Genomic DNA, 23,000 nt, shown 5'->3' with positions numbered 1-23,000 from the left:
TCTTTTTAGCTAGCAACTAAATATGTATAATTGCATAAAAAAATTGAAATATATAGGTTATTATTAAACTACATTTTTAATGTGGAAGGGTATTTTTGTTTAAAAGTAAAATCGTTTACGTTATTGATGAAATTGAAATTTAGGAGAATCGTATGAAAAAGAAATTATGTACACTAGCTTTTGTAACAGCAATATCTTCTATTGCAATGACAATTCCAACAGAAACATATGCTTGTGGAATTGACGAAGTAATGAAACAGGAAAACCAAGAGCACAAACGTGTGAAAAGATGGTCTGCGGAGCATCCGCACCATCCTAATGAAAGCACACATTTATGGATTGCACGAAACGCAATTCAAATTATGGGTCGTAATCAAGATAAGACGGTTCAAGCAAATGAATTACAATTTTTAAATACTCCTGAATATAAGGAGTTATTTGAAAGAGGTCTTTATGATGCCGATTACCTTGATGAATTTAACGATGGCGGTACAGGTACGATAGGCATTGATGGGCTAATTAAGGGAGGATGGAAATCTCACTTCTACGATCCTGATACGAGAAAGAACTATAAAGGAGAAGAAGAACCAACAGCTCTCTCGCAAGGAGATAAATATTTTAAATTAGCAGGTGAATACTTTAAGAAGGATGACCGAAAACAAGCTTTTTATTATTTAGGTGTTGCGACGCACTACTTCACAGATGCTACTCAGCCAATGCATGCTGCTAATTTTACAGCCGTCGACATGAGTGCTTTAAAGTTTCATAGCGCTTTTGAAAATTATGTGACGACAATTCAGACACAGTATGAAGTATCTGATGGTGAGGGCGTATATAATTTAGTGAATTCTAATGATCCAAAACAGTGGATCCATGAAACAGCGAAACTCGCAAAAGTGGAAATCGGGAACATTACCAATGACGAGATTAAATCTCACTATAATAAAGGAAACAATACTCTTTGGCAAGAAGAAGTTATGCCAGCTGTTCAGAGAAGTTTAGAAAAAGCTCAAAGAAATACAGCGGGATTTATTCATTTATGGTTTAACACATTTGTTGGAAATACTGCTGCTGAAGATATTGAAAATACGATAGTAAAAGATTCTAAAGGAGAAGCAATACAAGATAATAAAAAATACTTCGTAGTACCAAGTGAGTTTCTAAATAGAGGTTTGACCTTTGAAGTATATGCTGCGAATGATTACGCACTATTATCTAATCATGTAGATGATAATAAAGTTCACGGTACACCTGTTCAGTTTGTATTTGATAAAGAGAATAATGGAATCCTCCATCGCGGAGAAAGTGTACTGCTGAAAATGACGCAATCCAACTATGATAATTACGTATTTCTTAATTACTCCAACATGACAAATTGGGTACATCTTGCGAAACAAAAAGCAAATACTGCACAGTTTAAAGTGTATCCAAATCCGAATAATTCAGCTGAATATTACCTATATACAGATGGATACCCAGTAAATTATCAAGAAAATGGTAAAGGGAAGAGCTGGATTGTGTTAGGAAAGAAAACGGATCAACCAAAAGCATGGAAATTTATACAGGCTGAATAGGATTTCCTAGAAGAGAGAAAGAAAAATTTATATATTTTAATAATACTTCATGTATTTAGAATGAGTTTTTTGTTCATTAACTAGCATCTAATTTTAAAGGGGATTTGTGTATATGCCATTTCAAAAAATAAAACTAAGTATGGTTGCTATTTCTTCATTCTTTATTTTAGGTTCCTCGTCCTTATCATTTACAGATACTACATATGCTGAAGTAGTGTCTGCGTCTCCGAAAGCAGAGATGATTTTAACACAAGAGGTTACTGTAAAAAATTATGATGATACATATTATAATAGCGCAAAGGGAAAAGCGGGTTCAGAATTAAAAAAGGAGCTTCATAATATTATTGATAATCATACAAAGATATCATACAGTGCGGTTTGGGAAGCACTAAGAGATACTGATGAAGATCCAAATAATAAAAACAATGTTCTTCTCTTATATACAGGACGTTCGCAAGGGAAATTTACAAATGGTTCAGGGGTCGATAATTGGAACCGAGAGCATGTTTGGGCAAAATCTCACGGTGATTTTGGGACAGCTGCAGGACCAGGAACGGACCTTCACCATTTAAGAGCTACGGATGTATCTGTCAATAGTTCACGTGGGAATTTGGATTTTGATAATGGCGGTGTGAGTCATTCAGAAGCAACAGAATGTAAATACGATAGTGATTCTTGGGAACCTCGTGATAGTGTAAAAGGAGATATTGCTAGAATGTTATTTTACATGGCTGTTCGTTATGAAGGAGACAATGGCGAAGTAGATTTAGAGCTTAATGAAAAAGTGAATAACAATAAAGATCCATATATGGGGAAACTATCTGTTTTACTAAAATGGAATGAACAAGACCCTGTCGATGATTTGGAACGAAAGCGTAATGAAGTTATTTTTACAAAATATCAACATAATCGTAATCCATTTATTGATCATCCTGAATGGGCAAATGAAATTTGGAAATAAATAAGTAAAATCATACCTGGGTAAATTTTAAAGTAGAAAGGAGTGATCATAAGAATCACTCCTTTTTTGGCGTTTACTCCCATCACAATCAACCTAAGAAAAGCAAATACCCCAAAACGAGAAAATTGGCATCTCCCGGTGAAAATGTACAATTTTTTGTTTTAGGGGTGTTATAAAATTCTATGCCCATCAACTTAAGAACAAAAACAAAATGAACTTCCGTTTATCAGAAATAAGATATTCTTAAAGTAGAGGTACACTCTTAAAAATGTGCATGCCAAATAAACCTAGATAGGCATCATTATTGGCTTGATAGCGATGTGGTAATACCCAATAGCCTTGCAAACTTCTGATTACACAGAAGGGCACTGCATTCTTATATAAATTTTATATTAATTCATTATTAATAATATATTATCCGTATTAAAATGTGGTCTTTATAATGAAGATAGCACTTTTAAAAGGAGGAACTAGAATGGAGTTTAGTAAACTTGGCAATAGCGGATTAACAATAAGCAAGATTGCATACGGAAACTGGATAAATCATGGGGGTAAAGTAGATGAGGATACTGCAAAAGAGTGTGTTAAAGCAGCACTAGATGTCGGTATAACAACAGTCGATACTGCTGATGTTTATTCAGACACTAAAGCTGAAGAAGTACTCGGCCGGTCTTTACAAGGTATACGACGGGAGAGCATTGAACTATGTACAAAGGTGTGCCATCCGACTGGGAATGGGCAAAACGATAAAGGTTTATCACGAAAACATATTCTAGAAAATTGTAATGCATCGCTGCGTCGGTTACAGACCGACTATATTGATGTCTATTATGCACACAGATTTGACCCAACTACTCCTCTTGAAGAAACGATGTTAGCTTTCGCAGATCTTGTAAGACAAGGTAAAGTGCTTTATATCGGTGTAAGTGAATGGACAGCAGAACAAATCACCCGTGGTGCAACACTTTCACGGGAATTGAATATTCCGCTCATCGCTAGCCAACCCCAGTATTCAATGTTGTGGAGAGTTATCGAAACCGATGTGATACCAACCTGTCAACGTGAGGGACTTGGGCAAGTAGTATGGTCGCCTCTCGCACAAGGTGTTCTCACTGGAAAATATCACCCCAAAAAACCAGTACCAACTCAATCACGTGCTAATTCTCCTGCTGGCAAACCATTTTTTTATAATCTTGCACAACGTTGGATGAATGACAATGTGCTCACTGCTATCCAGAAGCTCAAACCCATCGCACAAGAGATTGATCTTACCCTCGCTCAACTCGCAGTAGCTTGGGTACTACAAAACCAGAATGTTTCCTCAGCAATTATCGGTGCCTCGAGACCGGAACAGGTAAGAGAGAATGTGTTCGCTTCTGATGTCAAACTGAAACCTGAAATAATGAATCAGATTGACAAAGTACTAGAAGGTTTCGTTGAGTACGATCCGAGTAAAACAGGTTAAGTTTTTGCACGTGACTTAATCAGAAATATATACAAAATCTTTGTAGTCTTACTTTAAAACTTAAGTTAAATTAGCATTCTTCCTTTGTAATATTTTACTACCCATCCCATCAGGGTGGGCTTTTATTCTTGGTGATCAAGTTGTAAAATCGAATACACCTCTCTAACAACTGTTAAGAAATGATCTACTACTGCAGATTTTTCATCCTGTCTCCATCCAACATATAGATTTACTTTTGGTGTAGTCTCTTGGATTTTTTTATAGATAACCCCAGGACGTTTATAACTTTCCACCGACGATGGAACGACAGAAACTCCCATTCCTGTTGCAACTAAATTAACAATAGTTTGCATTTGAACAGCTTCTTGAACAACATTTAAACTTACACCATGATCCCCAAAATAGTTAATAATTAAATCATAAAAATTCGGACCAAAATGACGAGGAAACAAAATAAATGGTTCATCAATTAACAATTGGAGTGGAATTTCGGGCAATGAGGTGAAAGGGTGATCTTGATGTAAAACCAATCTTAAAGATTCTTCAGAACAAACTTCAGAAGATAGTATCCCGTTGTTCTGTTTAGAACGAATAAATCCAATATGAATTTGTTTCTCATAGAGTGCTTTTAGTTGCTGCTCCGTTGTCATTTCACGCAATATAAGATGGATTTTAGGAAAGCGTTCTCGAAATTTATTAAGAACTTCTATAACGATTTCTGTGGAATCGACAAAACCGATTATTAAGTTCCCTATTTTTCCTTCAGCTGCAAGTTGTGTTTCTTTTATGGCTCTTTCTAATTGAAACAGTGTTTGTTGAGATCCTTCTAAAAATATCTTCCCAGCATCCGTAAGTTCAACCATTCTTTTTGTTCGATGAAAAAGTTGAACTCCCAATTCTTCTTCTAATTTACGAATTTCTTGGCTTAGAGGAGGTTGTGCCATCCTAAGACGTTCTGCTGCACGACTAAAATTCAATTCTTCTGCCACCATTATGAAATATCGCATTTTCCTAATATCCATTTTCATCCATCCCTTCTACTAAAATCTAATAAGAACTTCTCTTTTATTATCAAACTCATTTAGGTGCCTAGTATTTTCGTAGCCATGCTTTTTATGTTTTACAGCTCTTTGGTATTAGAGAGAGGAGATGTTTTAGAGTTTATCGACCAGTTCCATAGATAAGGGGAAAAATACCTCTCTTCAAATAACCTGTCAGTTAGTTAAGTAATTACACAAACCCACTTTAACATAATATCCCACTTTTGAATCGAAATTTTCTGAATAGGGGATGAAAGAAAAAAGGTAGATTAAAAGTCTTTCTCCTTCTGCAACTAACCTGCATCGTTAGTTTAAGTACATTTCTTCACAATCTTTATAGTGATATTAACATAAATATCCAATGAAAAATCATCTTATTTGTTCAAATTTCTTCGGGTTAAAAATGAGTGGAGTATTTCAAGTATGTATAGGTGTATTAACTTTTCTTATCTTACTCATAACAATTGTTTGTTCATTGCCTTATATTGAAATGGAAAACATAAATATAAACATTTCATTAAATGAAATACACCCTATTTTACATGCTACATTATTAATATTTTGGTCTTTTTTTGGATGGGAAGCAATTTCAAGTTTAGCGCCTGAATTCAAATCTCCGAGAAAAAGAAATATCATTTTTTCAACAGGTGCTGCGATTATTATTATTGGCCTTATTTATATAGGAATTGCTATTTCAGTAATTGGGACAGGAGCATATTCTATAAAGTCTGATAATAGTACTGCTCTTGTAATCGTTATAAAAAATACATTAGGTGACCAATTTGTATGGTTAGTTGGATTGGTAGCTTTTATAATTTGTTTAGGTACAACAAATGCATGTATAGCAAGTATGAGTCGGCTGGGTTATTCTCTAGGAAAAGAAGAATTTGCACCTGAATATCTGGGGTATTTGAATAACAAAAGCAATACACCAACGAATGCTTTAATGATAGTAGGTTTCATCGCAATAACAGTGCTTTTAATAAGCTTCTTTTTTCATATTCGCGTAGATCAATTAGTGCTAATCCCTAATTCATTAGGAATTGTTACATATATTGTAGGTACTGCAGCGGGAATAAAGCTAATCAAGAATAGACTAGGAAAGATTTTTTCTGTAACAGCATTCACATGTTGCGTAATGGTATATCCGTTTATTGGTGATGTAATTGCCATTCCGATTGTAGTTGTATTGATGTGTTTGGTGTATATATATCAAAAAGAAAAGGTAGTAAATACACGCTATATAAATAAGAAGAAATAGAATAGGAAAGGAGTGAAAGTAATACTATTTAAAATACCTGCACAAAAGTCGGAATATTTCAAGATGTTGAAATTTAAGTGATTCATATATAATTAGCTAATGAATGCATTATTGTAACTATCTGTAAAAACAGGAGGCTATAAAATGAATCAAATGATCAATCATCCAACGCGATGGGATTTGGAAAGGTTATATCCTGAAACAAAAGATCCTACGTTTTCTACAGAAATAGAGATAATCGAACAATTAATAGGAACATATAAAGAAAATAGCGACCCAGCAATCCTCTCAAGAATTATACAAAGAATTGAAAAGGCAGAGTATTACTTTTATTGTCTTTCTGCTGAACACGCAGATGAATTTACAGCTGCTTTACCTCATACAAAAATAAATAAGTTGAAAACAGAGGTTCGTTTATTACTACAAGAATCGAATCATGAAAAAAGTAACTTCTTCGAAAATCAAAATATCAACTTTATAGAAAATGAATTAAAAGCTTGGGAAGACATGTACATACAATTACGAAATAGATTAGAAGTACATCATAATAACGAGATATTATCATTTGGAAAAGCAAATTATCTTGCGATGAATGGTGAAACTCATCATGAAAGATTAGCGGTATTTTCTTCTCTTACAGAGGCATTGGAAAAGGAGAAAACAGTATTTGCTAGCGTACTTAATCAAATAGGTAGATTGCGTAACCTAAAAAGTAACCTGTTACAAGAAAAGGAGGTATTGTCACAATCGCTTCAAGCAAACGGTATTTCTAAAAATGCATTATTGGAAATGTGGAATGCTATTGAAGGGAATCTTGAAAAGTTATCGAGTGTTATAGCGTTTCATAAAAGAAGTAAGGAGACGTTTACTTGGCATGATTTGATGACATTGGAAGAAAATAATCAGGTTCAAATTCCGTTTTCAATAGCAGTAGAAAATATATATGAGGCCTTAAAGGATATCGATGAAGAACTAGCTCAATTTGCACAGCACGCTATTATGAATGGTTGGGTTGATGCTGAGCCAAGAGATAATAAGCCACCTAGTGGATTTTGCGCTCCTTTTTTAAGTGAAGGAGAATCTCGAATTTCATTACGGTATGATGAAACAATTGATAGTGTAAGAATATTAGCTCATGAATTAGGGCATGCATGGCATTTTTATGTAATGAGCAATGAGCAGTCTACTGCTTTTTTAGATGACTACCTTCCAATGTGTATGGCAGAATCAGCATCTATTTTCTTTGAGATGGTACTTGTAGATTACTTAGTTAAAATAGCAGAAAGTGAAGAACTGAGAAAATCATTGCTTAGCTGGAAAATCAGAAATAGCTTTAATTATGTAATGGCCATTCGAGCTTCATTTCAATTTGAGCAAACATTTTATGAAGAAAGTCAAAAGGGACATTTAAGTGCGGATGAATTAGAGAGATTATCTATACTTTCACAAAAAGCAGCTTATGGAAATTCTTTAACAGAATATCAACCTTTTGTTTGGATGAAATATGGTCAATTTTATACAGCGAGTGTTCCTTTTTACAATTATCCATATACATTTGGTTATCTACTAAGTTTAGGATTATTAGAAATTGCAAAACAAGATGGTAGTGAGTTTCATTCTAAATACAAAAAATTCTTGTGTGAGACTGGAAAACGCCCAGTCGAAGAGTTGGTGAAACAATACTTTCACATCGACCTTGCTGATAATGAGTTTTGGGAGAAAGCATTACTTCAAATAAATAAGGATATTGATGAGTATTTACAGTTTGTACAAGAGGAAGTTTAAGTCATTTATTATAAGAGAACACATAGGGGAAGTGTATGTAAGAAATGGAACAACAGTACATAAAAGGCATACCATTTTGTAGCTTAGAGTATAAGAGAGTAATAGATTTATTAAAAAATTGGTTATCTGAAAAGGAAAATAAACCAAAGTTTATTGTTACGGCAAATCCCGAAATTGTAATGTCTGCTAAAGAAACTTCAGCTGAATCTGTACGTTTTAAAAAGATTTTGTTATCAGCGGACTTAATAACAGCAGATGGAATAGGCGTGATACTCGGTTCAAAAATTTTAAAAGGAACATTGAAAGAGCGTGTTACCGGTGCAGATTTAACTCATGATTTAATAGAGTATTGTAATCAAGAGGGATACCGGGTATTTCTTTTTGGTGCTGCACCAGAAAATAATGAGAAAGCGTTAGAGAATTTAAACATACGTTTTCCACATGTTACTTTTGAAGGACAACATGGCTTTGTCAAAAATGAGCAAATAGAAGAAATCAAACTTCGAATTCAAAAATTTGAACCACACTTACTATTGGTAGGGTTAGGATCTCCTAAGCAAGAGGTATTCATCTATGAAAATCTTCAAGAATTAAACGTACCTTTATCTATTGGTATTGGAGGTATGATTGATATTTTATCCGGCACGGTAAAACGGGCTCCGAAACTAATGAGGGATACTGGTACAGAATGGTTATATAGGTTAGTAACACAGCCTAAAAGAATAAAACGACAGTTAATACTTCCGAAATTTTTAGTATCGGTTATGGCTGAGAGAGTCAGAAAAAGCGTGCAGTAACTGTTAAAAGAAAGTAAAGAAGAAGGATTTCATTTTCTTCTGAAATTAGTAAATGAATACAAAAGCAAAACGAACACATTTAGTAAGGTAGGGGAAGGCTTATATGGTGTTTTTCAAGGCGATGCTCTAATTGGGGTACAGCCGAGATACGTGTGAAAATAGGTCGTAGTCTTACTTTTATTTCCAACTATGACCTATTGAGCTTATAGAGGGATTGTTTCTTCTATTGGGTGAGAGATTTTTTGTAAATCAATTACATAATCCCCAAAGCGTTTGTGACTGCTAAACCAATTCTTCTTGACGGTTCCATCCTTCTACCTCGAAAAAAAAAGAGTCCTATTAATTTAGGACTCTCACACTAATTTCACAGAAACCATTTAAAGAATTCAATTGACTTTTTTATATTCATAAATTGATAATATTAAACCTACTACGAAAATAAAGGAAATACTACAAACACCAATAGGATAATTAATAAAAGTTCTTCCGATTCCGTCATGAGGACTGAATATTAGTGGTACTATCCAGGGATACAATACGTTTCCAGGTACATTAACTAAAATTAAATTCAAAAATAAAACTATACACATCAACAAGACTACTGAAAGAAAGTTTTTCCACTTAATTGCAAAAAAAGATGCTATAGGTATTAAACAAAAATGCATAATTGCCATTAATGAAACTATTTTAAGCTGTTGAATAAATAAACCATATGTAAAAGGAAGGTCAGTAATTAACGTACCTAGACAGAAAGGAAGAAAGAGCAGTATAACCATTGTAAAAACAATAAAGCTAAATACAATTAGCAATTTACCACAATAAAATTTTAATTTAGGAATAGGACTTGTAAATAAAATAATATTTGTTCCTTCTTGATATTCTCTAGAAAATATATATCCTCCAAAAATATAAAAAATAGCAGTACCTGTCATAATGTTAAAAAACATATAAATTGTCTTATAGTATTCGCCCCAACCTGTTTCAGTAATAGAATATTTAGGATTAAAGGCGTAAATAAAAAATACAAGTACTATAGGAATCAATTGCAACACGGTAGTAATATATATTAATTTAGAACCTTTGAATTTAATAAGTTCAGATTTTATTATAGATTGCATCGATTAATCCCTCCTGTTATTTGCATGAAATAATCCTCTAATGTTTGTTTTACGGTTACAATTTCATAAACATCGACTCCTGCATAATTTAATAATTTATTTAATTCTGCAGTATTTCCTTCAAAATGATTTATCAAAATATCTGTATTAGAAAATTGATAATCTAAATCTTTTATGTTTTCTTTTAAAATCTCAACACACTTATTAATATTGTTAACTTTAATCCTTACATATTTTTCGAATTTATCCTCTAATTTATCCATAGAACTTTCTTCTAAGAGTTTCCCCTTGTGTATAATTCCAATTTTATTTGCTAATTGTTGTACTTCACTAAGTATATGACTAGATACTAAAATTGTTTTTTGATGTTCTCTAGCTAATTCAGTGAGTAGTTCTCGTATTTCTTTAATTCCAGTTGGATCTAAGCCATTTGTTGGTTCATCTAATAATAATACATCTGGATTATGTAACAATGAACGAGCAATCCCTAATCGCTGTTTCATTCCTAAAGAGAAATTCTTTACTTTTTGATGCTGGACGTTTTGCAAATTAACTATATTTAAAACACGGTCGATGGCCTTAGAATCTTTAACTCCCATGTAATTACTACTAATTTTCAAATTATCATTTGCACTTAAATTCCCATAAAAACCTGGATATTCTATAATAGATCCGATATTCCCAAAAAAGGAACGATTATTAATATCTAGCTTATTTCCAAATATATATATGTCCCCACTTGTTGGTTTTAATAGACCCATAATCATCCTAATTGTTGTTGTTTTTCCAGCACCATTCTCACCTAATAAACCATAAACTTCACCTTTTTTTATTTGCAATGATATGGAATCGACTACGGTTTTTGAGTCATAAATTTTTATTAAGTTAGATGTTTCTAGTACATATTTCATAGTATTCCTCCCTGTTGCATTTGTAATTTACTACTAATAACTTACCAAATGAAAACAAAACATACCATAATTTTCAAAAATGTAAAAAATCGTCACTTTTGTAGTCATTTAATTAACATATCTCAGCTGTACCCCTATACCGTACCAAAAGCTGTACCTTTTGGAATGAAAAAGATGTATCTCAAAAATGGCTGTGCAACAATCTCTTGCTAAGGATAGCGCCACGTGCTCATCAACCTAAAATTATTTAAAAGCATACCAAATAAATCCTAACGGCTTTCCCTTTTTAATTAAGCTCCATGATCATGCGATATTGAATTGGAGAGTATATAGTGTAATTAGAAAAAAGAAAAAGGCAACACTGATAAAAACAGGTTGCCTTTTTCTATATATTCAATTAAATTATATCATTATTTTTTACAAATTTTCAGACTTTGTTTTTTTTATTTTATTGGTAAACTTATGCTTAGCATTAATTGGAGGGAGATATATGATAGATTATAGAATAATTTCAAGAGAAAACTATTCAAATAAGATTGGGGAACTTGTAACGATGCTTGAACATACAAGAGATGTTACATTGAGTGAAATCTCCAATTTAAGCCAAAGTGATTTAGATTTCTTATCAAACGGTAGTTCAAACACTATTGGTTCTCTTTTATCACATATTGCGGCGATAGAGTTTGTTCATCAAGTTATCTCATTTGAAAAAAGAGATTTAACTGAAAATGAATATCTAAAGTGGCGAATTTCTTTAGAACTTGGAGACAAAGCAAGAGAAGTAATAAAAAAACAATCTTTAGATTATTATTTGAATGAATTATCACAAGTTAGAGAAAATACACTAACATATCTGAAGTCGAAACAAGATAGCTGGTTGTTCGAGGAAGACAAGTGGGGTAATGGTGTGCCTTATAATAATTACTACTTGTGGTTTCATGTTATGGAAGACGAAATTAATCATCGTGGACAAATAAGAACAATTAAGCGATTGATGGGAAATAATAAATAAATAAATCTTATTCAGCTAAAGGATGCTTTACTTGAGAAAGTCACTAGAAGAGTTGAATGATAACTAAAGGAATTGACTATTTTAAACTGAAATTAGTTTAACCTTGAAGAATAGTAGTGTGAATATTCATTCTGTATAAGGTGAGGGCAGAATTCTTTTCATATTTATGATGAAATAAAAGTGAAATTATAAATTCTGAACGGGTAATAATATTATAAAAGTTTCGGAGGGGAAAACGGTAAAAGGGAATAAAAAGGAGATACACATAAACGACAAAGTGATTCGTTATACACATATAGAGAAAGGTTCCAAAACGATTTGCTTTATGTTTTCAGGTTCAGGTTACAATTACGATAAACCCTTGTTTTATTATTCGACGATGGTAATGCTCCAAAACAAAATCGATGTTGTACATATCCATTACTCCTATGATGAACAGATAATGAAAAATAATATAGAAGAAATAACTAAAATAATGATGGAGGATATTAATCCTGTAATTTTTGAAGTGTTAAAAAATGGGCAATACAACAATTCGATGTTTTTAGGAAAATCACTCGGAACAATCCTAATTGCGAATGACTTAATGAAGAGAGAGGAATACTTACAGTCAAAAATGATATTACTTACCCCTCTAATGACGTTTGATGCGATTTTAGACTCAATCTTGAATAGTCATCAGGAAGGGTTTTTAGTTATAGGGGACAAAGATCACCAATACAATTCAAATCAAATTGACCAATTAAGTAAAACGAATTTAAAGATTGATGTTGTCAAAAATGCAAACCATTCTTTAAATGTTGGGGAATTTGAAACAGCAAATTCAATTTTAGCTTTATCAAGGGTAATGGAAAAACTCCAAGAAACCGTTAGGACAAATTAGTGATAAACGGATATTATCAAAAGCTCACCAATTTGGGTGCTAATTTAATTGCTAAAATAAATACAAAATAGGTGTTAATTGCACCTATTTTTAAATGGTTATATTGTAAATAATTATATAGCAAAGCAAGAACATAAAAGAGTCGATTCCTTAGCGTATAGTGAAGTGCACCCCGATTGTTAGACGCAGTCTAACAATCGGGGTGCACTTCATAGGTAATCGGCTTTTTGTTAATCGTGAGGTAGATATTTTTAGCTGAAAAACTAATAATGGAAATATAATACAGATTATGACCCGTTTTTACACGTATCTCGGCTGAACCCCTAATTGGAATTGGTGGATTAAATCAATATCCATATACGAAAACTGAAACGATTGGACGGTTAAGAAGGTTTTATATTTCCAAAGCATATCGAAGGAAAGGGCTAGGAAACTTATTATTAAAGAGGATACTATCTGATGCAAGAGAACATTTTCAAATTGTCGTTCTATATACAGACACAGAACGAGCTAGTCCATTTTACACTTCAAATGGATTTCTGAAAAGTGAAGAATATAAAGGATCAACCCATTATGTAAAATTATAAAAAAGATTCCATAGACGATGTTTTATGGAATCTTTCTCTTTCTATTAGTGATTATGATGATGTAACTTTCAAATGCTTTAATAAATTTTCAGGATGACCTTGTACATAATAAAAGTGTGGATTATTTTCATCATCATAAATCATGATATATGGCTTTTCGTTAAGCGGAAGGAGTACAAGAACTTCATCTATCGTTGTATGTATCCATTGATTTGTGATGACTACAGGTTTAGATAAAGGGATTTTCACTATATGTCCAGTTTTAGGGACAACATTTAGATTTTTAAATGCTCCGGTAATTGATTTTGCATATTGTATCGCCTCTTTTTGAATTTCTGTGTCTAGAGATTGCTTTTGCACGACCATTTCCTTTTGACAATCAAATACTTCAATTTGTTTATTTGTTTCTGCGAAAACATTTGCTGATAATAAAAACGAAAACAGAAAAACGAATCCTATTTTTTTAAACATGGAACAACACCTCATATTTACTATACCCTCAAACCCTATAAATATTTTTTGTCACATTCGTGTAACAAAAAAGTTGTATCATAACAAAGTAAAATAGGAAATTCATTTTACTTTGTTATGAAAATGATTACAATTTATAAGGCGCATATAGATATTTAATGGAGGAAGGTACGAGTGAGAGTATTAATCGCAGATGATGAGCAGGATATGCTTAAAATTTTAAAAGCTTATTTTGAGAAAGAAGGGTTCCAAGTTCTTTTAGCAAAGGATGGAGAAGAAGCACTTGAAATATTTTATGAAGTGAAAATTGATTTAGCAATTTTAGACTGGATGATGCCAAAAAGGAATGGAATCACTGTATGCCAGGAAATAAAAAAGAACTCGAGTGTGAAAGTATTGATGCTTACTGCTAAAAGTGAAAATGAAGATGAACTTGTGGCCTTACAAAGCGGGGCGGATGAATATGTGAAAAAGCCATTTCATCCGGGGATTTTACTTACAAGAGCTAAAAAACTACTGAATCAAGATGAAGTCATACAAGTTCAAAATCTAAAAATAGATTTGATAAAGAATAAAGTATATAAAAGTGATAAAGAATTAGAAATTACAAAAACAGAGTTAGAATTAATTAAATGTTTTTTAAATCATAAAGGTACAATATTAACACGTGAAAAGTTACTAGATATTGTATGGGGATTTGATTATTTTGGAGATGAGCGAACAGTGGATACACATGTTAGACGATTGCGAAAAAAAATAGGGGAAGATATTATTAAAACGCACCGTGGTTTAGGTTACAGTTTGGAGGATGAACGTGAATAAGCTTGGTAAAAAACTTTTTGTTAGTATATCGTTAACAATCGTTCTTATATTTACTATTTCATTATTGTTAATGAACTATTTTTTACCGAAATATAATATATACAAAACACGAGAAAAGTTAAATATCATTACAGATCAAATCCAGTCTTCGTCTGTTGAACACTTAACAGCTACTATAAATCAAATTGAGAATGAGAATAACGTAACAATTGTGTATACTCCTATAAAAAATACAGAGGATGAAATTAATGAATCGTTACGCTCTGGGCTTATAAAAAAAAGAGTAACATTGAACAAGTTTTGGATTACAAAAGAAGACGTAATGAAAGTAAAAACTTCTGGACAAGCAAATAAATTATATGATCAAGAGAAGCTAAAAGCGAGCTTTTTTGCGAAATTTATTTCGAAAAATGAAATGTTAATCTTAGTAGGAGTATCTATTGCACACTCGAATGAACTAATCGAGACACTTAATACATTTAATATATATATTTTTGGTTTTTCAATATTTCTTGTCATTGTACTTGTTTGGATATTATCAAAAACGATTACAACACCGTTGAAAGAATTAAGCGATGTTGCAGAAGATATTTCCAATCTAGAATTTAAGAAAGCAAAAGTGAAAACAAACGATGAAATTGGCGATTTAGCCAATAGTATTAATGTTATGAGTGATAAATTATATGAAGCTCATCAAGATTTAACGAATAGAAATGAACATTTAAAACGGTTTATGGGGGACATTACTCATGAATTAAAGACCCCCATCGCTTTAGTCAAAGCATATTCTATGGGGATTAAAGACGGTCTCGATGATGGGACATATTTAGATACAATTATTAAACAAACTGATCAAATTTCAAATTTAATAGAAGAGTTATTACGTTTTTCAAAATTAGAAAGAGACTTGTTACAAAAAGAAGAAGTGCAGATAGAACCCCTTATTAAAAGTATAATTGATAAACATGAAATTGAGTTCCACGCAAAAGGTATACATTTACAAATAGATTGTCGTGCGAGAGATGCTAGTGTTTATGTAGATTTGGATAAAATGAAAATGGTATGTAATAATTTAATTTCAAATGCAATCAAATATACAACAAATCAAAATATCAAGATTGTATTGGAAGAGAGAAAAGATTATGTATATTTTAGTATCCAAAATGGAATTGCTCCTGAAGTAAGTACAGATATCGAAAAAATTTGGGAACCATTTTATGTATTAGAAGCTTCACGTAATAAAGAAATATCAGGAACTGGATTAGGATTAGCCATTGTAAAGAGTATTTTAGAACGACATGGTTTTGAGTATGGTGTCTCCATTATAAAAGAGGAAATACAATTTTATATGTATATGGAAAAGAGCTTACGAAAGTTAAACATACGATAATTTGAAGAGGATACCATGTCCAATATAAATTAATTTAGAAAACAACCTATATTAAACAAGTCATTATCCTGACCAATAAACAATACTATAAAGAGAAAAATATAATGGGGGTGGAGTCATGGGAGTTGTTAACGCTACAGATGCAGATATTGCACTTTTAGCAAGATTACTCAGAGCAGAAGCCGAAGGAGAAGGAACTCAGGGTATGTTACTCGTCGGAAATGTAGGAATTAACCGACTAAGAGCAAATTGTTCTGACTTTAAGAACCTTCGTACCATTAGACAAATGATTTTCCAAGAACATGCATTTGAAGCTGTTACGCATGGATATTTCTATCAAAGAGCAAGAGAAAGTGAAAAACGTTTAGCTCGTCGAGTTATCAATGGAGAGAGGTACTGGCCTGGAAAATTTAGTTTGTGGTATTTTAGGCCACCAGGCGATTGTCCTCAACAATGGTATAATCAGCCTTTTGTAGGACGCTATAAAAAACACTGTTTTTTTCAACCAACAGCCGAAACCTGTGAACAAGTTTATAACACATTTTAAACACTGATAAAAAAGTCTGTGATTACAGAAAAACCAATCCAAAAATGAACTGTACCTTATAAAGTGGACAGTTTAATAAAAAGACCTTTAGAAATTAAGCACTTAAAAGATGGTTCCGGTATTGTACCGGAACCATCTTTTTGAGTGCCCACGATTCGGGGTACAGTTCAGATAACCTTCGTAAGCTCTTTTTATTTTTTAAAATTGTATTCTGTCAAATAGATGTCACATGAACATTTTATAGTATAGGTATACAAGGATTGAGCATAAACGATATAGGAGATATGAATCTATGAAACAATTATTAAAATATATAGTAGTAATTTGCACGTTGACGCTTTTATGTTATGCAGCTTATATGAAGTATGAAAAACAAAAAGAAATTGAAAATAATAAATTAGTAATTACTGAAATCTCGAAGCAGTACGGTATACCAGACTGGATTCCACTTGCAATTGCTGATCATGAAACAAAATTTAATCGAAAAGCTGTTGGAGATAAAGGGACATCTTTTGGGCTATTTCAATTACATCGGGGCGGATTAGCACCTGCACAATTATCAGAAGAGAACTTAAAAGATGCAAAAACGAATGCAACAATAGCAATCTCATATATGGTGAGTTCCTATAAACGTGGAGTAAACAAAGGATTAACAGAATTAGCTCTTTTAAAATATGTTGCTAATACATCGGGATGGCCTGGAAATTTAGGAGAAGATTGGACAAATAATAATACGAAATATAATGTTGGGTTAGAGAAATCTTATAAGCTATACAAGAAAGGTTAAAATATTACAAATTTATCAAGTTTTCACCTCTTTATAAACTGAATTTTCTGTTATTTTGTTGTATAGTGAAAGAAGTGGTAGAAGAATATAAAGGGGGAAGGAATTTGAGGAAAAAACAGTTTGTAATTGCGCTTTCAGCAATGTTTTCTCTAACACTTACATCTGGCATATCTAGTATTACGGTACATGCAGAGCAGAAAGAAGAGAATTCAAAGAAATTTACTTTACCGCTAAATGGCAAAGTGCCAGAAACGTTAGCTCAATCGACAAAGATTGAGTTGGAAAATGGAATGACGAAGCCTATTTATTCAATTGATGAGGCGATTGTAGAAAATTTATTTGTAGAAACTGAGATTGATAGTGACCGAGATGGGAAAAAGGATCGTGTATCAATAAAGGTAATGCGACCGAAAACAGAACCGGGTGTGAAAGTTCCTGTTATTTATGAAATGAGTCCTTATCGTTCAGGGATAAAGGATGTACCAGTTTATAATGTAGATGAAGAATTACATCCTACCGGAGGCAAACCTTATGCAGGGCCAGCTAACCTCGGCTCATATGGAAACTACTATGTTCCTCGTGGATATGCTGTTATTTTAGGAGAAAGCATTGGTACTGGGAAATCAGATGGATGTCCAACAACTGGTGACGAACAAGAAATTATCGGTACAAAATCTGTTATTGATTGGGTAAATGGAAGAGCAAAAGCATTCACAGAATATGGTGAGGAAATACAGGCGGATTGGTCTACAGGAAATGTCGGGATGACAGGTGCTTCATATAATGGCACATTGCCGAACGCTGTTGCAACAACAGGAGTTGAAGGGTTAAAAACAATTATTCCTATTGCCGCGATTAGCAGTTGGTATGATTATTACCGTGCAAATGGGGCAGTTGTTGCACCAGGTGGTTATCAAGGTGAAGATACAGATAATATGGCCGAAGCAGTATTAACGAGAAAAAATCCTGAAGTTTGTCAAAAAATCATTAAAGAGCTTACTGATGGGCAGGACCGAAAAACAGGAGATTATAATGATTTTTGGGACAAGCGTAACTACGTGAAGGATGCAAAAAATATAAAGGCAAGTGTATTTGTTGTACATGGTTTAAACGATTGGAATGTAAAAACAAAACAGTTTTCACAATGGTGGGAAGCTTTAGGAGAAAATAATGTGCCACGTAAAATGTGGTTACATCAAGGAGGGCATGGGGGAACATCTAGTAATAACTGGCAGCAAACACAAAATAAATGGTTTGATTATTGGTTATACGGAATTGAAAATGGAATTATGAATGAACCGATGGTAGATGTACAGCGAGAAAATAAAACGTGGCAAAAATTAAAAAATTGGCCAGACCCTGCAGCAGCTCCGTCTAAAATACGTATGCTTTTAAGTAATAAAGCAGTAGATTTACCGCTTCGAATGGGTGCGGTACAACAAGTGTCTTCACTGTTAGATGATGCAAAAATTAAATCGAATCAATTACTAACAAATCCAGAATTAGAATCACCAAATCGGTTAGTATATGTAATGCCTAAGCTCGAAAAAGAAATGAGAATGAGTGGTACACCAAAAATTTCATTTAAGGGGAGTATTGATCGTCCAGTTTCAAATTTAACCGCATTACTTGTTGATTATGGTGGTGAGAAACCAGAAATTGTGACGAGAGGATGGATGGATCCACAAAACTTGAATGGAAAAGAAGAGTCAACACCAATTATACCAGGAAAAGATTACACATTTACATGGGACATGCAGCCGGATGATTATGTATTCCAAGCCGGCCATCAAATCGGAGTCGTATTAATTGCAAGTGACTATGACTATACGATTCGTCCAAAAGCAGGGACGAAACTTACAGTAAAATTAAGTGAATTAACACTGCCAATTGTAAAATAGAAGGAAGCCTCCGAATGTGGAGGCTTTTTTTGTGCTGAAAAAAGGGGATGGATTCTAACATCAAATTGCCGAAAGGATGTTAGAAAGGGAATGAAAGAAGCGAAGAGAGTATTTCTAACTAGAAGGATACCCTACATTCTTAGTATAAGTATTATGTTATTTTGAAATAACAATAGATTTATTATATAATATTTTCGTATTAATAATGGGGAATAGTAATTTTTAAAATAAGGAGAATGTAATATCCTATGAAAGATGTAGATTTTATACTAGAAAGTGACGAAACATTAAAGCCATCTGAACGATTAGTATTATTACTATTAGAAAAACATAGAATTCTATATACAAATGATCTGCTAGCACTATCTAATTTATCATATAAAACATTAACGGATTCATTAACTGAACTCGTAGTAAAATCATATGTATTAAAAGAGACGGGGAAGGGAAGAAGGCAAAATTGCTATAGGCTAATGTAAAAGTTATTGTATCTATAAAAGAATATAAAAATCATTTTTCAAATAAAATACAAAAAACATTTTCGTATTTTATTTGAAAAAACAATCATTAGTAGGTACCTACTAATGATTGTTTTTATATTAAAACTAATTAATCATTTTCGCATTTTCAAAAAGATATTCGAAATAAAAAATAAAATGTAATAAAGTCACTACAGTACGGAGTTTTTTATTTCTATATATATGTGGTGGTTTATTTTATAGAAAGATACAAAAATATATTTTTGATTAAACCCAAAACAGTTCATTCTAAAAATGAATTATTTTTTTATTTGGTAACAAAGTAATGAAAATGAGGTTTAACATTAATAATATTATTATGTAAACTATAACAGGTTGAAAAGGAATTCTTCATGTTTCATAGAATTATTTCATAGTTAAAAAATGAAATAATTCTATGAAAGAGGGGGATAAAGATGAATCCAATTGTAGCAATTACAAATGCTGTAATGGATGGAGAACAAATGTAAAGTTTGTTGATGAAGGACATAGTATTACTTCTGGAGGAATTTCGTCCGGAATTAATATGTCATTTCATGTAGTGAAAAATTTATTAGGGGTAGAAATTGCAGAAGCAATAGCAAAAAGAATGGAGTATGATATTGAGTTGTGCAATTAGTTGAATATGAAAGTCTTATTTATGTAGTGGGATAAAAAAGATCAGTAACAATGAATTGTTACTGATCTTTTTTTGTTTAAAGCTTTCGTATATATGTTAATTCTTCTTCTAATAGAAGTGGTTGTACAGAAGCAGCGGCATTTTCGGCTGCTTGATTAGCTGTTTTTGCTCCGGGAATAGCAACAGATACAGCAGGATGCGAGAGTACATAACGAAGGGCCAACTGCCCCAAAGTTTGTTTAGGGTTTGAAAGGGATCTCAATTGTTCAACCTTTCGTAAATCATCTTGAAACCATGTTTCTTTTGGCCAATCTTGTCGTAAATCACCATCAGGGAATGTTGTTTGATCAGTAAATTTTCCTGTTAATATTCCCATTTTTAATGGTCCACGAATGACAGCTCCTAAGTTTTTCTCTTGTAAGTAAGGTAAAATATCATTTTCAGGTTCTCGGTTAAGTATGCTGTAGTCAATTTGTATAACATCAATCTGCCCGTCTTTATTAAAATTTTTAATATATTGTAAATCATGCGTAGAAACACCAACTGCTCTTACTTTTCCATCTCTTTTTAAAATTTCAAATGCGCGAAGGAACGCTTCGGTTTCCTCTTTTTTATCCCACCAAATATGACAAAAATAAACATCAATGTAATCTGTTTGCAGGCGAAGTAAGCTAGTTTCAAATACTGCAATTACTTTTGCTGCTGTATCGTAGACAGGTTCCCCATCAGGATCATAGTGATGACCAATTAAACCTCCCTTTGTGGAAAGGATGATATCATTACGATGTTCTTTGATTGCTTGTGCCACTAATTTTTCACTATGACCTAAACCATATACATCAGCGGTATCAATAAAATTTACTCCGCATTCAATTGCTTTTTTCATTGCAGAGATAGAATGTTTGTCATTTACAGGACCCCATTCATCGCCACCAATTGCCCAAGCGCCAAATCCAATTTCAGAAACGGTTAAACTGGTTTTTCCTAATGCGCGGTATTTCATTTGTTTACCTCCTTAATAAAAGGAATCCCTAATAAATTATTCACTGAAAAAGCGAATGTGTTTGTGAGATCTTTTTGCTTAGCTTAAAAACATAAAACACTAATATATAGCACAAAAAATAAAATTTTCATCTGAAATATAGAGATGTCGTCGAAAGCTATCTCTAATTGGTTAATTTATGAGATTTTTTTATGGAGGAGCTTATTTTACGAGAAGAGAATTTAGGTTAGTAAGAAAGTATGCCTGTGGTAGTGAAATAAAATGGGTTAGGGGGATTTAAAAAATGAGGAAACTCAAGAAAGTAAATGTTCCTAATACACCACAATATCAAACACAGTCTAATGAATACCGAGTTATAAATAAGAGAAAAGTACGGCGATTTGTTTTAGTTTTTATTTTTATTCTTTCGGCCACTTTTTATATTCAATATATCCTTACTAAGCAACAAGAAATGATTGTAGAAAAGCGAGATGCGATTAAAAATCAGCAAAAGCAATTACTTTCTTTAGAAAAAGATTCGCGTTATTTAAAGAGTAAAGTTGAAAATTTGACAGATAATGAAGAAGAAATTTTAAAGTTTGCGAGGAAAGAGTATCAATTCTCTAAGCCGAATGAAACTATATTTGTACTACCTAAGTAGATATGCAGTAATGAAAAGGAAACATCTGTTAAAAAACAGTTAGCAAATTAGCTAACTGTTTTTTTATACTAAATATTTTTATTCGTTCTTTGTAGGCAGTAATACTTTCTTATCAAAAGAAATGAGCTTGGAGGAAAAAGAAAAACTCCAGTGGTTAAAGTCTCACTTTATAAAAAGATATGTCATAACTGAGAATCTGTATAGATGGTATAATTCTCAAAAAAGGAGAGGGTAATATGAAAAAAGCAGACTTTATATATGAATTAGAGAAACGGATTGAAAGTATAAACGGAGACGTAAGTATCATGATACAAGGGGAAATTATGTATCGGTACAATGAACAATTGGTGCATCCATCAGCTAGCCTTATTAAGTTACCTATTCTTTCATGTGCTATAGAAAACATGAAGGATGGAACCTTAAATCCATATGAATTAATTCCTATTTCATCCCTCGAAAAGACTGGAGGAAGTGGCATTGTTGCTGCATTACATACACCAAATGTAACGATACAAGATCTCATTACGTTGATGATTACAGTTTCTGATAACACTGCGACAAATTGGCTTATAAATAAGTTGAAAATAAATGATATTCAAAAACATATTGATTCACTGCAGCTAAATGGAACGAAACTACAACGATATATGATGCAAACACCTAAAGAAACGGGAAAGGATAATTTCACAACAGCTGAAGATATTATATCTCTTCTAAAGCATTATGATAACGATGAACAATTTTATTACCCACTTGAAAAACAACAATTAACTCATAAATTATGTGGGAATTTAGAGGGGATTGAAGGACTTTCCATAGCAAACAAAACAGGAGAACTGCAAACTGTTACACATGATGCTGCACGACTAAACATAAATAACAAAACGGTATATGTAGCTTGTTTTAAG

At 32.6% G+C, this 23,000-nt stretch carries 20 protein-coding genes and 3 pseudogenes; 18 read left to right on the top strand and 5 right to left on the bottom strand.

Annotated features, from left to right (window positions below; genetic code table 11):
• Positions 1-152 precede the first annotated feature (152 nt).
• The 3 genes from BPMYX0001_RS11930 (at position 153) to BPMYX0001_RS11920 (ending at position 4,000) form a co-directional block, all read left to right on the top strand.
• Positions 153-1,574, top strand: coding sequence for a zinc dependent phospholipase C family protein (locus tag BPMYX0001_RS11930; protein ID WP_006095089.1), 1,422 nt, complete (start codon positions 153-155; stop codon positions 1,572-1,574).
• 112 nt (positions 1,575-1,686) lie between these two features.
• Complete coding sequence (locus tag BPMYX0001_RS11925) at positions 1,687-2,535, top strand: endonuclease I family protein (RefSeq protein WP_003198008.1); 849 nt, start codon at positions 1,687-1,689, stop codon at positions 2,533-2,535.
• A gap of 475 nt (positions 2,536-3,010) precedes the next feature.
• The gene (locus tag BPMYX0001_RS11920) at positions 3,011-4,000 is read left to right on the top strand and encodes an aldo/keto reductase family protein (protein ID WP_033798929.1); all 990 of its coding nucleotides are present in this window, start codon (positions 3,011-3,013) and stop codon (positions 3,998-4,000) included.
• A 122-nt stretch (positions 4,001-4,122) separates the two neighbouring features.
• Here BPMYX0001_RS11920 and BPMYX0001_RS11915 read toward each other — a convergent pair whose 3' ends face one another.
• Positions 4,123-5,022, bottom strand: coding sequence for a LysR substrate-binding domain-containing protein (locus BPMYX0001_RS11915; RefSeq protein WP_029426842.1), 900 nt, complete (start codon positions 5,020-5,022; stop codon positions 4,123-4,125).
• A gap of 403 nt (positions 5,023-5,425) precedes the next feature.
• On the opposite strand from BPMYX0001_RS11915, the pseudogene BPMYX0001_RS11910 reads away from it, so the two are divergent.
• From BPMYX0001_RS11910 to BPMYX0001_RS11900, 3 genes and pseudogenes are all read left to right on the top strand, one after another.
• Positions 5,426-6,301, top strand: a pseudogene (locus tag BPMYX0001_RS11910) (APC family permease); the annotation flags it as partial.
• Positions 6,302-6,445: 144 nt separating this feature from the next.
• On the top strand, positions 6,446-8,086 hold the full coding sequence (locus tag BPMYX0001_RS11905; protein ID WP_006095085.1) for a M3 family metallopeptidase: 1,641 nt from the start codon (positions 6,446-6,448) through the stop codon (positions 8,084-8,086).
• A 44-nt stretch (positions 8,087-8,130) separates the two neighbouring features.
• Complete coding sequence (locus BPMYX0001_RS11900) at positions 8,131-8,883, top strand: WecB/TagA/CpsF family glycosyltransferase (protein WP_006095084.1); 753 nt, start codon at positions 8,131-8,133, stop codon at positions 8,881-8,883.
• 386 nt (positions 8,884-9,269) lie between these two features.
• Here BPMYX0001_RS11900 and BPMYX0001_RS11895 read toward each other — a convergent pair whose 3' ends face one another.
• Complete coding sequence (locus BPMYX0001_RS11895; protein WP_033798928.1) at positions 9,270-10,001, bottom strand: ABC transporter permease; 732 nt, start codon at positions 9,999-10,001, stop codon at positions 9,270-9,272.
• Positions 9,989-10,912: an ABC transporter ATP-binding protein gene (locus tag BPMYX0001_RS11890; protein WP_033798927.1), complete on the bottom strand. Its 924-nt coding sequence runs from the start codon at positions 10,910-10,912 to the stop codon at positions 9,989-9,991. The genes BPMYX0001_RS11895 and BPMYX0001_RS11890 overlap by 13 nt, the downstream gene beginning before the upstream one ends.
• A 490-nt stretch (positions 10,913-11,402) precedes the next feature.
• Here BPMYX0001_RS11890 and BPMYX0001_RS11885 point away from each other — a divergent pair, with 490 nt between their 5' ends.
• From BPMYX0001_RS11885 to BPMYX0001_RS30740, 3 genes and pseudogenes are all read left to right on the top strand, one after another.
• Positions 11,403-11,924 carry a DinB family protein gene (locus BPMYX0001_RS11885; protein WP_033798926.1) on the top strand — a complete coding sequence of 174 codons (522 nt, stop codon included), beginning with the start codon at positions 11,403-11,405 and terminating at the stop codon, positions 11,922-11,924.
• 277 nt (positions 11,925-12,201) lie between these two features.
• A complete protein-coding gene (locus BPMYX0001_RS11880; RefSeq protein ID WP_006095080.1) occupies positions 12,202-12,807 on the top strand; it encodes a hypothetical protein in 606 nt (201 codons plus the stop codon).
• A gap of 317 nt (positions 12,808-13,124) precedes the next feature.
• Positions 13,125-13,394 (top strand): annotated as a pseudogene (locus BPMYX0001_RS30740) (GNAT family N-acetyltransferase); the annotation flags it as partial.
• A gap of 51 nt (positions 13,395-13,445) precedes the next feature.
• Here BPMYX0001_RS30740 and BPMYX0001_RS11875 read toward each other — a convergent pair.
• Complete coding sequence (locus BPMYX0001_RS11875) at positions 13,446-13,865, bottom strand: hypothetical protein (protein WP_006095079.1); 420 nt, start codon at positions 13,863-13,865, stop codon at positions 13,446-13,448.
• Between the two features lie 174 nt (positions 13,866-14,039).
• On the opposite strand from BPMYX0001_RS11875, the gene BPMYX0001_RS11870 reads away from it, so the two are divergent.
• From BPMYX0001_RS11870 to BPMYX0001_RS33990, 7 genes and pseudogenes are all read left to right on the top strand, one after another.
• A complete protein-coding gene (locus tag BPMYX0001_RS11870; protein ID WP_006095078.1) occupies positions 14,040-14,687 on the top strand; it encodes a response regulator transcription factor in 648 nt (215 codons plus the stop codon).
• The gene (locus tag BPMYX0001_RS11865) at positions 14,680-16,077 is read left to right on the top strand and encodes a sensor histidine kinase (protein ID WP_033798924.1); all 1,398 of its coding nucleotides are present in this window, start codon (positions 14,680-14,682) and stop codon (positions 16,075-16,077) included. Before BPMYX0001_RS11870 ends, BPMYX0001_RS11865 begins: the two co-directional genes overlap by 8 nt.
• A 118-nt stretch (positions 16,078-16,195) precedes the next feature.
• Positions 16,196-16,624, top strand: a complete 429-nt coding sequence (locus BPMYX0001_RS11860; protein WP_006095076.1) for a cell wall hydrolase — start codon at positions 16,196-16,198, stop codon at positions 16,622-16,624.
• Between the two features lie 292 nt (positions 16,625-16,916).
• Positions 16,917-17,411: a transglycosylase SLT domain-containing protein gene (locus tag BPMYX0001_RS11855; RefSeq protein WP_033798923.1), complete on the top strand. Its 495-nt coding sequence runs from the start codon at positions 16,917-16,919 to the stop codon at positions 17,409-17,411.
• A gap of 104 nt (positions 17,412-17,515) precedes the next feature.
• Complete coding sequence (locus BPMYX0001_RS11850) at positions 17,516-19,312, top strand: Xaa-Pro dipeptidyl-peptidase (RefSeq protein ID WP_033798922.1); 1,797 nt, start codon at positions 17,516-17,518, stop codon at positions 19,310-19,312.
• Positions 19,313-19,560: 248 nt separating this feature from the next.
• Positions 19,561-19,791, top strand: a complete 231-nt coding sequence (locus BPMYX0001_RS11845; RefSeq protein ID WP_003198034.1) for a hypothetical protein — start codon at positions 19,561-19,563, stop codon at positions 19,789-19,791.
• A gap of 502 nt (positions 19,792-20,293) precedes the next feature.
• Positions 20,294-20,449: pseudogene (locus tag BPMYX0001_RS33990) on the top strand (DJ-1/PfpI family protein); the annotation flags it as partial.
• A gap of 76 nt (positions 20,450-20,525) precedes the next feature.
• Here the strand turns inward: BPMYX0001_RS33990 and BPMYX0001_RS11835 are convergent.
• Positions 20,526-21,452 carry an aldo/keto reductase gene (locus tag BPMYX0001_RS11835; protein ID WP_006095072.1) on the bottom strand — a complete coding sequence of 309 codons (927 nt, stop codon included), beginning with the start codon at positions 21,450-21,452 and terminating at the stop codon, positions 20,526-20,528.
• 283 nt (positions 21,453-21,735) lie between these two features.
• Between BPMYX0001_RS11835 and BPMYX0001_RS11830 the strand changes: the two genes are divergently transcribed.
• Together BPMYX0001_RS11830 and BPMYX0001_RS11825 are read left to right on the top strand one after the other, a co-directional pair.
• Positions 21,736-22,092 carry an FtsB family cell division protein gene (locus BPMYX0001_RS11830; protein ID WP_006095071.1) on the top strand — a complete coding sequence of 119 codons (357 nt, stop codon included), beginning with the start codon at positions 21,736-21,738 and terminating at the stop codon, positions 22,090-22,092.
• A 236-nt stretch (positions 22,093-22,328) separates the two neighbouring features.
• Positions 22,329-23,000, top strand: a 672-nt coding sequence (locus tag BPMYX0001_RS11825; protein WP_081449586.1) for a serine hydrolase, incomplete at its 3' end; no start/stop codon positions are given.

Origin of the sequence: Bacillus pseudomycoides DSM 12442 (assembly GCF_000161455.1) — a bacterium.
GTDB classification, from domain to species: Bacteria; Bacillota; Bacilli; order Bacillales; family Bacillaceae_G; genus Bacillus_A; species Bacillus_A pseudomycoides.
This window is presented reverse-complemented; position numbering and strand designations above follow the sequence as displayed.